The organism is Paraburkholderia dipogonis (assembly GCF_042680985.1).
Classification (GTDB): Bacteria; Pseudomonadota; Gammaproteobacteria; order Burkholderiales; family Burkholderiaceae; genus Paraburkholderia; species Paraburkholderia phytofirmans.
The window spans coordinates 401,046-414,294 of record NZ_JBHUFR010000006.1; the positions used below are offsets into that span (position 1 = coordinate 401,046).

A 13,249-nucleotide genomic window follows, 5' to 3' on the forward strand; every position below is an offset into this window, starting at 1 on the left:
GTTTCCGAGGATCCTTCGCATGTTTGAAAGACTGATTCGCTTCGCCATCGCGCACCGCTGGCTGGTCATGCTGGCCATTGCCGCCATCGCGGGATGGGGCGTGTACAGCTATCAGAAGCTGGCCATCGACGCCGTGCCCGACATCACCAACGTTCAGGTGCAAATCAACACCTCGGCGCCGGGCTATTCGCCGCTCGAAGCCGAGCAACGCATCACGTATCCGGTGGAGACCGCGATGGCCGGTCTGCCCAATCTGGCGCAGACGCGCTCCATCTCCCGCTACGGCCTGTCTCAGGTCACGGTGATCTTCAAGGACGGCACCGACATCTACTTCGCGCGTCAGCTCGTCAACGAGCGGATTCAGGAAGCCAGGGACAAGCTGCCGCCCGGCGCGACGCCGGCGATGGGGCCGACCTCCACAGGTCTCGGCGAGATTTATCTGTGGACGGTGGAAGCCGACGCTTCGGCCGTCAAGCCGGACGGTACCCGCTACACGCCCGTGGATCTGCGCGAGCTTCAGGACTGGGTCGTCAAGCCTCAGCTGCGCAATGTTCCGGGTGTCACCGAGGTGAATTCCATAGGCGGCTATGTCAAGGAGTTCCGGATCGCGCCGAATCCCGCCAAGCTCATGTCGCACGGCTTGACGCTCGCGGATGTGGTGCGTGCGATCGACCGTAACAATGCCAACGTCGGCGCGGGCTATATCGAAAAACGCGGCGAGCAGTATCTCGTGCGGGTGCCGGGTCAGGCTCGCTCGGTCGAGGACATCGCCAATGTCGTGCTCACCAACGTGGGCGGTGTGCCGGTCCGCATCAAGGACGTCGGAGAGGTGGATATCGGTCGTGAATTGCGCACGGGCGCCGCGACGTCGAACGGCGAGGAGGTCGTGCTCGGGACCGTGTTCATGCTGATCGGAGAGAACAGCCGCACCGTCGCCAAAGCGGTTTCCGTCAAGATGGAGGACGTCAACCGTACCTTGCCGCGAGGCGTGCGCGCGATTCCTGTTTACGACCGCACCGTGCTGGTTGAAAAAGCCGTGCAGACAGTGAAGAAGAACCTGCTCGAAGGTGCGGTGCTCGTGATCGTTGTGTTGTTCCTCTTTCTCGGCAACCTGCGCGCGGCGCTGATCACGGCGCTCGTCATTCCGCTGTCGATGCTGATGACCTTCACCGGTATGGTCAATGCGAAGGTGAGCGCGAACCTCATGAGTCTGGGCGCGCTCGACTTCGGGATCATCGTCGACGGGGCGGTCGTGATTGTCGAAAACTGCGTCAGGCGCCTCGCTCATGCGCAGACGCTCGCCGGCCGGCCGCTGAGCCGCGAGGAGCGTTTCGCCGAAGTATTCGGCGCGTCGCAGGAAGCGCGGCGCGCGCTGATATTCGGTCAACTGATAATCATGGTGGTCTATCTGCCGATCTTCGCGCTCACCGGCGTCGAGGCAAAGATGTTTCACCCGATGGCGGTGACGGTCGTGATGGCGCTGGCCGCCGCGATGCTGTTGACTGTCACCTTCATCCCCGCCGCGGTGGCGCTGTTTATCGGCAAGCGCGTGAAAGAGAAGGAAAACCGTTTGATGGGTTGGGCGAGGCGCGTCTATGAACCGCTGCTCACCGCTTGTGTGGCGCGCCCGAAACGCGTGTTGACCGGCGCGGCCCTGATCGTCACGCTGAGTATCGGCCTCGCGGCGCGTCTGGGCAGCGAGTTCGTCCCGAGTCTGAACGAGGGCGACCTGGCGGTCGCTGCATTGCGCATCCCGGGTACGAGTCTCTCCCAATCGGTCGACATGCAAAAGTCGATTGAGAAAATGCTGAAGCAACGGTTTTCGGAAATCGAGCGCGTTTTTGCCCGTACGGGGACTGCGGAAATCGCGGCGGATCCGATGCCGCCCAACCTGTCCGACGGCTACATCATGCTCAAGCCGAAGGACAAATGGCCGGACCCGAACAAGTCCCGCGACACACTCGTTGCTGAGGTCGAAGCCGTTCTTGCGGAATTGCCGGGAAACAGTTACGAAATTTCCCAGCCGATTCAACTCCGTTTCAACGAGTTGATCTCTGGCGTGCGCAGCGATGTTGCGGTAAAACTCTTCGGCGACGACATGACGGTGCTCAGCGACACGGGCGAAAAGATCGCGGCGGCCTTGCAGAAAGTGCCAGGCGCTGCTGAGGTCAAAGTCGAACAGACCAGCGGCTTGCCGGTTCTTACCATCAACGTGGACCGCGACAAACTGGCGCGTTATGGCGTCACGGTAGGCGACATTCAGGACACGGTCGCGGCCGCGGTCGGCGGCCAGAAAACCGGCACGCTTTTCCAGGGCGACCGGCGTTTCGATATCGTCGTGCGCTTGCCGGACGAACTTCGCTCGGACATCGAGGCGATCAAGCGCTTGCCGATCGCGTTGCCGTTTGCCTCGGCGGCGGGTGGCAGCGCGCCGCTCGGGCAGGCGCCTTACGTGCCGCTTGCCGAACTGGCCACGGTCGATGTCGCGCCTGGTCCCAACCAGATCAGTCGCGAAGACGGCAAGCGGCGCGTGGTGGTGAGCGCGAATGTTCGTGGGCGCGATGTCGGCTCGTTCGTGGCGGACGCGCGTGAGCAGATTCGTCAGGACGTCCAGGTGCCTTCCGGTTACTGGTTGTCGTGGGGCGGACAGTTCGAGCAGTTGCAAAGCGCGAGCGAGCGCCTGAAGCTGGTCGTGCCGCTTTCGCTCTTCATGGTGTTTGTCCTGCTGTTCATTATGTTTAATAATGCTAAGGATGGCTTGCTAGTTTTCACAGGTATTCCATTCGCATTGAGCGGCGGCGTGCTGTCACTCTGGTTGAGGGGCATTCCGCTGTCCATTACCGCGGCGGTCGGGTTCATCGCGCTGTCGGGTGTCGCTGTGCTCAATGGACTCGTCATGATTTCCTTTATCCGGAATCTGCGCGATGAAGGCATGGCGCTGGACGCGGCCGTCCGCGAGGGCGCCTTGACCCGGCTGCGGCCCGTGCTGATGACGGCACTCGTCGCGTCGCTCGGCTTTTTGCCGATGGCGTTCGCAACCGGCACGGGCTCCGAAGTACAGCGTCCGTTGGCAACGGTGGTCATTGGCGGGATCCTGTCGTCCACGGCCTTGACATTGCTGGTCCTGCCCGTGCTGTACCGGGCCGCTCATTCGTCGTCGTGGCGCGCTGTTGCAGGGAACTGGCTAGTGAAGACTTCGCCCGCTCAGTTGCTGCGCCGGTTGGGCATTTTTTCGAGGTAGTGGCAATGCGGATTCTGCTGGTGGAAGATGAGCCGAAGACCGGCGCCTATTTGCGAAAGGGCTTGTCGGAGGCGGGATACGTTGTCGACTGGGCGCAAGATGGTGTGACGGGCCAGCATCATGCAGAGACGGAAGACTACGACCTGCTGATCCTCGACGTGATGTTGCCGGGACAGGACGGTTGGACGCTGCTGCAAAACCTGCGTCGCAAACGGTGCACGCCGGTGCTGTTTCTCACCGCGCGCGACGCCGTGGGAGACCGCGTCAAAGGCCTGGAACTCGGCGCCGACGACTACCTGGCGAAGCCGTTCGACTTCGTCGAACTGATCGCGCGCGTGAGGTCGATCCTGCGGCGCGGCAAGCCACGCGAACCCGCGTTGCTGAAGGTCGCCGATCTCGAACTGGATCTGACGCGGCGTAAGGCGACCCGGCAGAACGACGTGATCCTGCTCACCGCCAAGGAATTCACGCTGCTGTGGCTGCTCATGCGCAAGGAAGGGGAAATCCTTCCGCGCGCAACGATCGCGTCGCAAGTGTGGGACATGAACTTCAACAGCGATACGAACGTGGTCGATTCGGCAATCAGGCGACTGCGCTCCAAGATCGACGACGCCTACGAACCCAAGCTTATTCACACCGTGAGAGGCATGGGGTATGTACTGGAAAACCGGGGTGCCGGCAATTGATCTGGCGCATGGTACCCCGGACGCTGCGTGCAAGGCTTACTGCTCTCATCATCCTGTCTACGTCGGCGATCCTCGCGCTCAGCGGACTTGCGCTATATCACGCGCTGCGCACCCGCCTCGAGTCGAGCTCGACCGAGCAGATGTCCAGCACGATGGCGGCGTTACGCACGCATCTGTCGGGAATTCCGACCGTGCATGCCATTGCCGGCAATGCGCAGACAGTGATGGACCACCTGCATGGGCATCCGCACATGGCGCTTGCCATTTACGATGCAGCGGGCCAGCGCCTGTTGAGCACGGCGGGGTTTAAGCCCTTTGAGCCGATTGCTGCAATCATGCTGAAGGGTGTGCCCGTGGCGCTCACGCGCGCCGGTTCGAATCTTCGATACCTGCTGCAGAGCGTAGCGCTCAATGGCGGGATCGGACCGCCGGTGCTGGTTGCCATTCAGTACGACGGCACCGGCGATGAAGCGCTGTTGCGCGTGTACGCCCACACAACGGTGGCCATCGAAGTATTGGGTGTGCTTTTAGCCGCCGTGTTCGCATACGGTATCGCCCTGGTGGGACTGCTCCCTCTGCGCAGGCTGGTGGCCCGGGCAGAGGCGATGTCGACGAGTGGTCTCGCGCAACCGCTGCCGGAATTGCATGCGTCGGGCGAGTTGAGGGAACTGGAGCAGGCCTTTAACGGCATGCTCGCGCGGCTCGACGAATCGTTCACCCGGCTGAGTCAATTCTCATCCAATCTCGCGCATGATATGCGCACGCCGCTTACCAATCTGCTTGCCGCTGCTCAGGTGGCATTGTCACAACGTCGCAGCGCGGAGGACTACCGGGACGTCATCGAATCCAGTGTGGACGAGTATCGGCGGCTGTCGCGCATGATCGAAGACATGCTGTTCCTCGCGCGTTCCGATCAGGCGGATGCGCCCCCGTCCTTGCGTTCACTGAACGTGGTCGCGGAGGCCGAGCGCGTCGCCGGCTATTACGAGACCGTGGCCGAAGATGCGCAGGTCAAGATCAAGGTGAAGGGCGAGGGCACAGTGCAGGCCGATCTGCTGCTCTTTCAACGCGCGCTCAGCAACCTGCTCTCGAACGCGCTCGCGCAGGCGCCGCGAGGGACGACCATTACCATCGACTGCGAGGAAGAGCAGGACTCGACCACGGTGAGTGTGTCGGACTCGGGAGCGGGAATCGAAGCTCGCCATCTCGAACGCGTATTCGAGCGGTTCTATCGTGTGGACCCTTCGCGGCACGGTTCGGCATCGGGCACGGGGCTGGGCCTTGCCATCGTGAAGTCCATCATGACCAGCCACGGAGGGCAGTGCGGCTGCGAAAGCCGGCCACATGTGCGCACCTGTTTCTGGCTGCGCTTTCCCAACCATGGTTGCTCAAGTCACGCTATGGCGACGCGCCCAAGGCGCGACGCCGTACGCAAAGCGTGAGGACGCCCCGCTCAACGGCAACTGGCGCGCGCGTGCCGCCGGGCATGTTGGTCCCGGCGGCACATGTCGTTATTTCGCGGCGAGCTTGTCATGCTGGTCCAATGAAGGCGTCTTTTCACCGCTATGCCACGCAATGGCGTGTGTCTGCTTGTTGCGGGCAATCGTATTGGCGTCTGGCGGGTATTGTGTCTTGCTGGATGGAATCACGCCGGTGTGGTGCGCTTGAACCAGTTCCTGTTTCACCTCCGCGCGAGACTTGCCTTGTGCCTGCGCAACCTGCGAGGCCGTGCCGAATACCGTCAGTGCGGCGACTGACAGAGTGAAGAGTCTTGCAGCATTCATGTTGAAATCTCCTGGGTAACGACCGCCCGTTTGGCGATTCGTGAGCCCAGTGTGAATTGCCGGTGGTGTGTCATCGTGACCGAAACATGAGAAAAATGTCAGGACATACGGTGGCGACGAAGCGGCAATCGGGCGGGCGCCTGCATGAGATTTTTGTCATATTCGCGTGATGCTGGCGGCGACCATCGCGGAGCAGGATGACTCATCTTTCTCCACGAATGATGGGGCGGCGACATGCGCACGTTACTGCAAAAATCTGCCTTGATGGCGGTCCTTGCCGCAAGTCTCGCGGGATGTGCAAGCAGCAGTGGCAAGCCGGCGGATGCTGTTAAACCATCGACGTCCACGCATAAGTCGCCGACGGGCCTCGCACTTGGCGAGCAGATCGACTACGCCGGCCATCGGTGCGGAAATCCAAATCTCCATGTGAAGACGCATCTGTGTCTTTTTCCACGCCGATAGCGCTGCGTGCGTGCCGGCCTTCGTTTCGACATAAAAAGGCCCAGCCGCGCTTTATCCACATTCGAGAACAATCCTCTCCACGCATGGCACTTATTCTCAAGCACCGATTTTTCTAGACTGTCGTCACTGAATTACGAACAGGGCTGTTCGTAGCAGAACGAAGCGAAGTCTGGAGGTTGTCGTCATGAAGTCCCTTATTCAAGCCGTTGTGGTTGCCGCTGTGCTTGCAACCCCGGTTGCGGTGTTTGCCCAAACCAACTCGCCTGTCACTCGTGCGCAAGTGCGTGCCGAATTGATCGAACTCGAACAGGCCGGCTATAACCCGGGCCGCGGTGAAGACCCGAACTATCCCGCCGATATTCAGGCCGCCGAAGCACGGGTGGCGGCGCGGCATGCCGCGACGGGTTTTGGCGGCAGCGCGAGCGATTCGTCGGAATCGGGGCGCGCGCCTGGCTCCAGTGCGGATTGGAATGCGATGTACAGCCATCCGTGATGACGCTGCGGCGTCGCGTATGCGGCATACGGGTTGACAAGGCTGGCGTCCGTTCCGGTTTGTCACCAGTGGGCTTGTCCGCATGTTGAAGCCGGTACGCCCGAACCGTTCGCCGCGCGACGAGCGCTGGCGGTCGACCGTGCGGAATGCGTCGTGAAACCCCGCAGGCGCGCCGGTCGACAAGACGCGCCATAAACGCAGTCTGGTCGTCATTTCCGGCTTGATGACGATGCTGTTGCAATCCCGTCCGTCACGCCTGCGTGCCGCCGTCCGTCAGGCATGTGTGCGCAGCGCGCGAAGGAGCGGCGCGCAATGCGGTCGAGGCGGTGTCTCCGCTGTCGCGACGCCTGTTCCCAGCCTGTTGGTACGCGGTTTGCTGTCAGCTAATGTTTCTATCGCAAGCTGTCACGCCTATGCCCCGAAACCCCGCTACTTGCCAAAGGTGGAGCGCCCGTGAGATCCGGGTATTGCACGAATTACCGCGCGTGCTGGTCGTCGACGACAACGTCGGCGCGGCCGAAGCGCTCGCCACGTATCTCTCCTACGAAGGCGTCGAAGCTCGCGCCGCCGACGGCTGCGAGCAGGCGCTGCGCTGCGTGCGGGACTGGGTGCCCGACGTAGTGGTGCTCGACATCATGATGCCGGAGCGCGACGGCTACGAAACCGCGAGCGCGCTACGCAGCTATCTGCCGACGCAGAGTCTGGGCATTGTCGCGTTCACGTCGCTCGACGAGGATCACGTGAAGGAAACCGGCAAGGCACGTCACAATTTCGACGGTTATTGTCAAAAAGGCACGGCCCCGACGGCGCTGCTCGCGCTGATGCGGAAACTTTGGCGTGAATAGAGGCGCGGATCGTCGCGCGCGACGCCGGAGCCTGACGTCAAGCTGGCTCGCTCTGCGCCGGTTCCGCGTACAGGAGCACGCGCACTCGACCGACTGCTGCGCGTGCGATATTTTGCATTGGGTGCGCTGCACCCCTGCGCCGCATTTCCGACTTTTAGACCGATTACAGCGCTCGCAGCATTTCGCGTGGAATGCGCAGCCGCTTTGTGCCACGCTTCCAATCGCTAAACCGACTGCAGCGCCCGCGCTATTTCGCGCCGAATGTTCGGCCGCTCAGCGCTGCGTCTTCACGCGCTAGACTGGCCACAGCGCGCCCAAGCCATTCCGCGCGGAATGTTCTGCCGGTCAGCCTGGCGTCCCCAATCGCTAGACCGGCTGCAGTGCCCGCAGCATCTCCTGCCCTAACGCTCACGCTCTCCCGCTCGGCCACGCGCCTTCCACTCGGCCGCCGTTCAGCCAGTCGCCGTATAGATCCAAGCCGTCCACGTCGCGCCATGCGTCACCTGGCGCGGGTTCGCCGTCCGGCGCGGCATCCGCGTTGCGTCCGCGGTGCGCGGTGCACGCGGCCGGCCTCGGTCCGTCGCAACGCTGAAAGGCTTCCAGCGGGCCGAGCCGGGCCGCGGCTGCGGTCGAACAGGCACAGCCGGCAGCCTGCCGCGCGCGGAGTCGTGGCGCATGACAGACCGGCAATGCCCGCGCCGACGAGCGCGATAAGGGGCGCGAGTCAGAAGTGTTCACGATGCACTGACTGGATGGCTGCGCGGCGCTGGCCGCGCTTCACGGGCGTCTTGAGCAGTCGTCGGGCTGAGGAGATGTACCGCGCGAGCGATGTCAACAGTGATATCGAATCCAAAATATCGTTTCAATAATAGGCTATGAGTCGATAAATCGTTTCACATAACCCAAAATGAACTATGCTTGAATCGACAATGAATTGTTTGGGGTTTCATGATGACTTCGTCTGATGAGCAACAACCGGCTCAACAGGGCTACAGGAGCGGCGAGGCAGCGCGCCTCGCCAAGATGCCGGTGACGACCTTGCGGATCTGGGAGCGCCGTTACGGCGTGGTCGGGCCGGCTAAAACCGCGTCAGGCCAGCGTCTCTACACCGAAGACGACGTCAGGCGACTCACTTTGATCAAACTGCTGGTGAGCCGCGGCCATGCGATCGGCGCGATCGCGCGGCTCGATCGCGAACAATTGCAATTTCTCGCTGCGCGCAGCGGGCGCGAAAGCGGCGGCGCGACTGACCTCCCGCTGGTCGAGTCCGTCGATCTCCGGCTCGCCCTCGTGGGCGGCAGCCTTGCGCAGCGTTTTCGGGCGTCGGGCGTCGATTTGCGGCCCTATGGCGTGAACGAACTGATCACGTTTGCCGATCTTTCCCTCGCCGCGGCAGGCGGCGGCACGAGCGGAGAGCGCGGCGCGCCGATCGACGCCTTGCTGGTCAGCGTCGACTCACTGCAGGAAGACATCGCGTCGCAGATCGTCGCGCTCGGCGACGCGGTTCGCGCGAAAGCCATCGCGGTCGTCTACAGCTTCGGCACCGGCCCGGCGGCGGAGATTCTGCGCGTGGCGGGCGTGCGTCTCTATCGCGAGCCCGACAGCCGGACAGAATTCCGCCAGATGCTCGGCGACCTGTGCGAACGCGTGCGCATTCAGGAACGCATCGGCGACGACGCCGTGTGGTCGCGCGTGCGCCGTCGCTACGACGACCGCGAGCTGGAAGCGATTGCCGGCCGTTCTTCGACGATCGCGTGCGAGTGCCCGCGTCACCTCGCGGAACTGGTCATGAAGCTCTCGGCGTTCGAGCGCTACAGCGACGCTTGCACGTCGCGCTCGGCGCAGGACGCCGCGCTGCACCGCTATCTGGGCGACGTCAGCAACCGCGCTTGCGCGATGGTCGAGGCGGCGCTCGAACGTGTCGCGCGGGAAGAGGGCTGGTTTGCCGGAGCGCAGTCGCCGCGGGCCGGTCAGGCATAGCGCGCGCCCCGTCCCGGAGGATCTGCAATGTCACAGGATGCTTCGACCGACGCGACCATCGGCGCGTCTGCACTGGATCAGAAGAGCGCGTATCTCGCGGCGCTGCTCGAGCGCGTTTCAAGGCACGAAGCCGGCGCGTTCGAGGCGCTGTACCGGGCGTCGGCGCCGTCGCTGTTCGGCCTCGCGGTGCGCGTCACCCGCACCAGTGAATCGGCCGAAGAAGTGGTGCAGGACGGCTTCATCAAGATCTGGCGCTTCGCCGGGTCGTACGACCCCGGCAAGGCTTCGCCGTCGACGTGGATGTCGACCATCGTGAAGAATCAGGCGCTCGATTATTTGCGGCGCAATCCGTACTCCGGCGTGTATGTCGACGAGCTGGACGAGCGCAATGCCGCGAGCGACGCCGACGTGAACTTCTGGCTGGAGTTCGCGCTGGATGCCGAGCGTCTGTCCTCCTATCTCGGCCGCCTGGCTCCGGTTCAGCGTCAGGCGATCGCGCTCGCCTATTTCCGGGGCCAGTCGCAATCGGAGATCGCGCATACCCTCGATGCACCGGTCGGCACGGTCAAGAGCTGGATCAGCCGCGGACTGGAGTCGCTGCGCGCGATGGCCGATGCGCGACCTGCGCCGCATCACGGCGGCCTTTACTGATCCGCCTGCCGCGCCGCGCCACGTCGCTTCCCGTCGCTCCGCTTCTCGCATTTCGCTTCGGCTCTTCTCGCATGGTCACCGATGAATTGCCCGCTTGCCGCGCGACCGACCTCATGTGCATTGTCAGCAAGCAATCAAAGCGCTTGCGGAACGGCCCTTGCTGCAAAGTCACTTTATTGACCTGACACGGAGGCTTGACGCATGAACCCATATATCGTCGCTCACATGATGTCCTCGCTCGACGGCCGCAGTCTGACGGACGGCTGGCATCTCGACTATGCCTCGGACCTGTACGAAGACACGGCAGCCACTTTCGAAGCCGACGGTTGGGTCTGCGGACGCGTCACCATGCAGGAAATCGCGCACGGCACGGATTATCCGAAAGGGCTCGCCAAGGGCGCCGTGCCGCGCACCGATCACTTCGTCGAACGCAAAGCGGATCAGTACGCGATTTCCATCGATCCGCAGGGACGCGTGGCGTGGAAGAGCAACACCGCGCTCAAGTCGCACGTGATCGAAGTGCTGACCGAACAGGTTGCCGACGACTACCTCGCTTACCTGCAATCGATCGGCGTGTCATACGTGTTCGGCGGCAAAACCGAACTCGATCTCGGCAAGGTCGTGCAAACACTGGCACGTGAACTCGGTGTGAAGAAGCTGATCGTAGAGGGCGGTTCGCATGTGAGCGGCGCGTTCGTGAACGCGGGTCTCGTCGACGAAGTGAGCGTGCTGATTTTGCCGCTGGTGGATGGCCGCAGCGAACATCCTTCCTCGTTCGAAGTGGCCATGGAGAAGTGGCAAGCGCCCGCGTATCTGAAGCTCACGTCCGTCGGACAAAAGGAACACGGCGCAGTGTGGCTGCGTTATACGAAGGCTTGAAGCGGAGGCTTGAAGCGGAGGCTTGGAACGAAGGCTTGGAACGAAGGCCTGAAAACCGAACGGCAGAGTCGGATCGAATTCCAACTCTGCCGCGCTGTTCATGATTCTTCCGGTTCAACACGCCGGCTAATCCGTTATCAACCTTTGATGTGTTCCGTCGAGAGCCATCCGCCATTCACGCCGATCTCGCCAATCTGCTTGGCCACTGCATCGGCGAGGCGCTTCGCATCCGCTGACACTCCGGCGCGTTTGGTTTCGGATACCGCGTGCAGACCGCCACCCACCGCCGCGGATGTCGCGATACTGCCGGCCGCCGCGCCCACACCCGCCGTCTCGACCATGCCCGGCGCCTTGCCGCTGTCGGCGTTGGCAGTGAAGGTTTGCACCAGACGCGGCGTGCCGCCCGCGGGCTTATACAGAATCTGCACCGAACTGCTTACCTGGCTCTTACCCGCACCGAGGCCGATCAACATACGGCGACGGCGATTGCCCGAGTCGATCGTATTGAAGCTGCCTTGCACGAGCAGCACATTCTGATCGGCGGGTGCGGGAATATCCGAGCGGATCGCGCGCAGACCCATCGACTGCAATTGATGCACGATTTCGTTGGCGACCTGCTCGCGGACTTCGGCGGCATCGGCGGCCTGCTTTTGCGCCACGGACGAACCTTCGAGCTGCGTCTTCACTTTCTGCATCATGCCGCCGTCGAGTTTGACCTGGTCCGGATTGGCGTCGAAGGTGTAGACATAAATGTTGTCCGGGCGCACCTGGACCGGCGTGCTCGCGGCGCTCGCATCCTTGATGCTGCTGCCGGCGCATCCGGTCAGCAGCGCACTGCAACAGACCATCGTCACGCAGGCCAGACGGGCGGCATTTTTTCTGAGGAATTTCATTGAAGTAGGCAACATTGTTGATCCTGTCGTCGGCACGCGGTGCCGGAATGTTCGAACGGTTCTCTCGATGATCGGGCAACCGTAGGATCGTTGATCATCGGCGAAGCGTCTCGCACGTGAAGCACCCTTGATCTCATGCGTTTTGTTTCGTACGCACCGGCAGCGAAACGAAGTATGGGCGCGTGACTTCCCGAACTCCATTCAACAATTATTTCGTCCTATGTCATGGCGCGAAGCGGTGTCGCGCGGGGCTTTCGCGGGTCGCGAGACTCAGCGGACGTGACGGCAAAAAGCAGGATGTGCGGATGGGGATCGGCCTCGCCGGCAAGCGGCGCGAGGTCGTGCAACGGTACGAGTGACGCCGTACGTATCGGCCATCAGTTCAAGGCAAGCTTGATGATGCAGCCGAGGACAAAAACCAGCAGGACGGCGGCGACGGCCAGATTCAGCGGGTAGCGCATTCTTCACCAGGGCACCAGTGTTGCAGTGCTCATATCCTAATCACCTGACGGAAGATGAGAAGTGGTCAGTGAAGCGGCAATGTGGGAAAGCTAACGCAGCGTGTTGAATGGTTAGACGGCGCGCAGGCGGGAGCGCTTCCAGTCAGAAACGCCTCGTGCAAGTTGCCGTGCGCTTGTCGTCTGCCGGAAAAAACCCCGCGCGCGAAGCGGACCGGCGTGCGTGTCGAGCGGTCACTCAGTTGGCGGGCCACGCGCTAGTGAAGAACGGCATGGATCGGCCACGTCTTACATGTGCCGGCGTCACGGCGAGACTTGCGCCGTGACGCCGTCGCGAGAATTACTGCGCCTGAGCCGGCGGCGGCATGCCGCCGGGACCGCCGTGCGGCGCCTTGTTCGCGGCGGCGAGGTCTTCCGACAGACTGGTGCGCAGCGTCGCGATCGCCTGATCGGGATTGGCGGGCTTCAACTGCTCGCGAGCCAGCGAGTCGTACACGTAGTGACGCAGCATCGGATCTTGCGTCTTGTTCAGCACGTCGTGATACACGGCGATGATTTCACCTTGATGTCCGCTCATGGCATAAAGGCGGCGCAACTGCTCCAGATCGTTGATCACTGCGAAGCCGGGGCCCATCGGACCCATCCGGCCATGCGGCGGCGGCCCGTCGCCGTGCTGCGGCTCGCCGTGCGACTGAGGGGCCGCGGGCGGCGGCGCTTCCTGGGCAAACGCGGCCGTCGCGGCCAGAGTCACAACGGCGCTCAGCGCCGCGCTTAAAATCGATTTTTTCATGAACTCGCTCCCATCGAGACAGGGCGGGCGCTACAGTGCGCCGGCACATGAGCAACGATAGTCGACCTGCCGATTCGTAGGGTTACT

General features: G+C 62.6%; 12 protein-coding genes. 8 read left to right on the plus strand and 4 right to left on the minus strand.

The window, feature by feature from the left end; all coding sequences use genetic code 11:
• Nucleotides 1–19: 19 nt before the first annotated feature.
• Genes ACFSNN_RS06475 through ACFSNN_RS06485 form a run of 3 tightly spaced genes read left to right on the plus strand, consistent with a single transcriptional unit; the run spans nucleotide 20 to nucleotide 5,369 of the window.
• A complete protein-coding gene (locus tag ACFSNN_RS06475) occupies nucleotides 20–3,241 on the plus strand; it encodes an efflux RND transporter permease subunit (protein WP_134459815.1) in 3,222 nt (1,073 codons plus the stop codon).
• A gap of 5 nt (nucleotides 3,242–3,246) precedes the next feature.
• Nucleotides 3,247–3,927 carry a heavy metal response regulator transcription factor IrlR gene (gene irlR, locus ACFSNN_RS06480; protein WP_134459812.1) on the plus strand — a complete coding sequence of 227 codons (681 nt, stop codon included), beginning with the start codon at nucleotides 3,247–3,249 and terminating at the stop codon, nucleotides 3,925–3,927.
• Nucleotides 3,924–5,369, plus strand: a complete 1,446-nt coding sequence (locus ACFSNN_RS06485) for a heavy metal sensor histidine kinase (RefSeq protein ID WP_134459809.1) — start codon at nucleotides 3,924–3,926, stop codon at nucleotides 5,367–5,369. Before irlR ends, ACFSNN_RS06485 begins: the two co-directional genes overlap by 4 nt.
• Nucleotides 5,370–5,438: 69 nt before the next feature.
• Here ACFSNN_RS06485 and ACFSNN_RS06490 read toward each other — a convergent pair whose 3' ends face one another.
• The gene (locus ACFSNN_RS06490) at nucleotides 5,439–5,711 is read right to left on the minus strand and encodes a DUF4148 domain-containing protein (RefSeq protein WP_134459806.1); all 273 of its coding nucleotides are present in this window, start codon (nucleotides 5,709–5,711) and stop codon (nucleotides 5,439–5,441) included.
• A 646-nt stretch (nucleotides 5,712–6,357) separates the two neighbouring features.
• On the opposite strand from ACFSNN_RS06490, the gene ACFSNN_RS06495 reads away from it, so the two are divergent.
• Together ACFSNN_RS06495 and ACFSNN_RS06500 are read left to right on the plus strand one after the other, a co-directional pair.
• The gene (locus ACFSNN_RS06495; protein ID WP_134459800.1) at nucleotides 6,358–6,666 is read left to right on the plus strand and encodes a DUF4148 domain-containing protein; all 309 of its coding nucleotides are present in this window, start codon (nucleotides 6,358–6,360) and stop codon (nucleotides 6,664–6,666) included.
• 413 nt (nucleotides 6,667–7,079) lie between these two features.
• Nucleotides 7,080–7,511 (plus strand): response regulator, encoded by a 432-nt coding sequence (locus tag ACFSNN_RS06500; RefSeq protein WP_208949534.1) that lies wholly within the window; start codon nucleotides 7,080–7,082, stop codon nucleotides 7,509–7,511.
• Nucleotides 7,512–8,010: 499 nt separating this feature from the next.
• On the opposite strand, the gene ACFSNN_RS06505 is transcribed toward ACFSNN_RS06500, so the two are convergent.
• Complete coding sequence (locus ACFSNN_RS06505) at nucleotides 8,011–8,223, minus strand: NAD(P)-binding protein (RefSeq protein WP_134465472.1); 213 nt, start codon at nucleotides 8,221–8,223, stop codon at nucleotides 8,011–8,013.
• Nucleotides 8,224–8,459: 236 nt separating this feature from the next.
• Here ACFSNN_RS06505 and ACFSNN_RS06510 point away from each other — a divergent pair, with 236 nt between their 5' ends.
• From ACFSNN_RS06510 to ACFSNN_RS06520, 3 genes are all read left to right on the plus strand, one after another.
• A complete protein-coding gene (locus ACFSNN_RS06510) occupies nucleotides 8,460–9,491 on the plus strand; it encodes a MerR family transcriptional regulator (protein ID WP_134459798.1) in 1,032 nt (343 codons plus the stop codon).
• A gap of 27 nt (nucleotides 9,492–9,518) precedes the next feature.
• Nucleotides 9,519–10,142, plus strand: coding sequence for an RNA polymerase sigma factor (locus ACFSNN_RS06515; protein WP_134459795.1), 624 nt, complete (start codon nucleotides 9,519–9,521; stop codon nucleotides 10,140–10,142).
• Nucleotides 10,143–10,343: 201 nt separating this feature from the next.
• A complete protein-coding gene (locus tag ACFSNN_RS06520; protein ID WP_134459793.1) occupies nucleotides 10,344–11,021 on the plus strand; it encodes a dihydrofolate reductase family protein in 678 nt (225 codons plus the stop codon).
• Between the two features lie 137 nt (nucleotides 11,022–11,158).
• On the opposite strand, the gene ACFSNN_RS06525 is transcribed toward ACFSNN_RS06520, so the two are convergent.
• Nucleotides 11,159–11,929: a DUF4410 domain-containing protein gene (locus ACFSNN_RS06525; RefSeq protein WP_377765122.1), complete on the minus strand. Its 771-nt coding sequence runs from the start codon at nucleotides 11,927–11,929 to the stop codon at nucleotides 11,159–11,161.
• A gap of 783 nt (nucleotides 11,930–12,712) precedes the next feature.
• A complete protein-coding gene (locus tag ACFSNN_RS06530; RefSeq protein ID WP_134459790.1) occupies nucleotides 12,713–13,162 on the minus strand; it encodes a hypothetical protein in 450 nt (149 codons plus the stop codon).
• Nucleotides 13,163–13,249: the final 87 nt, after the last annotated feature.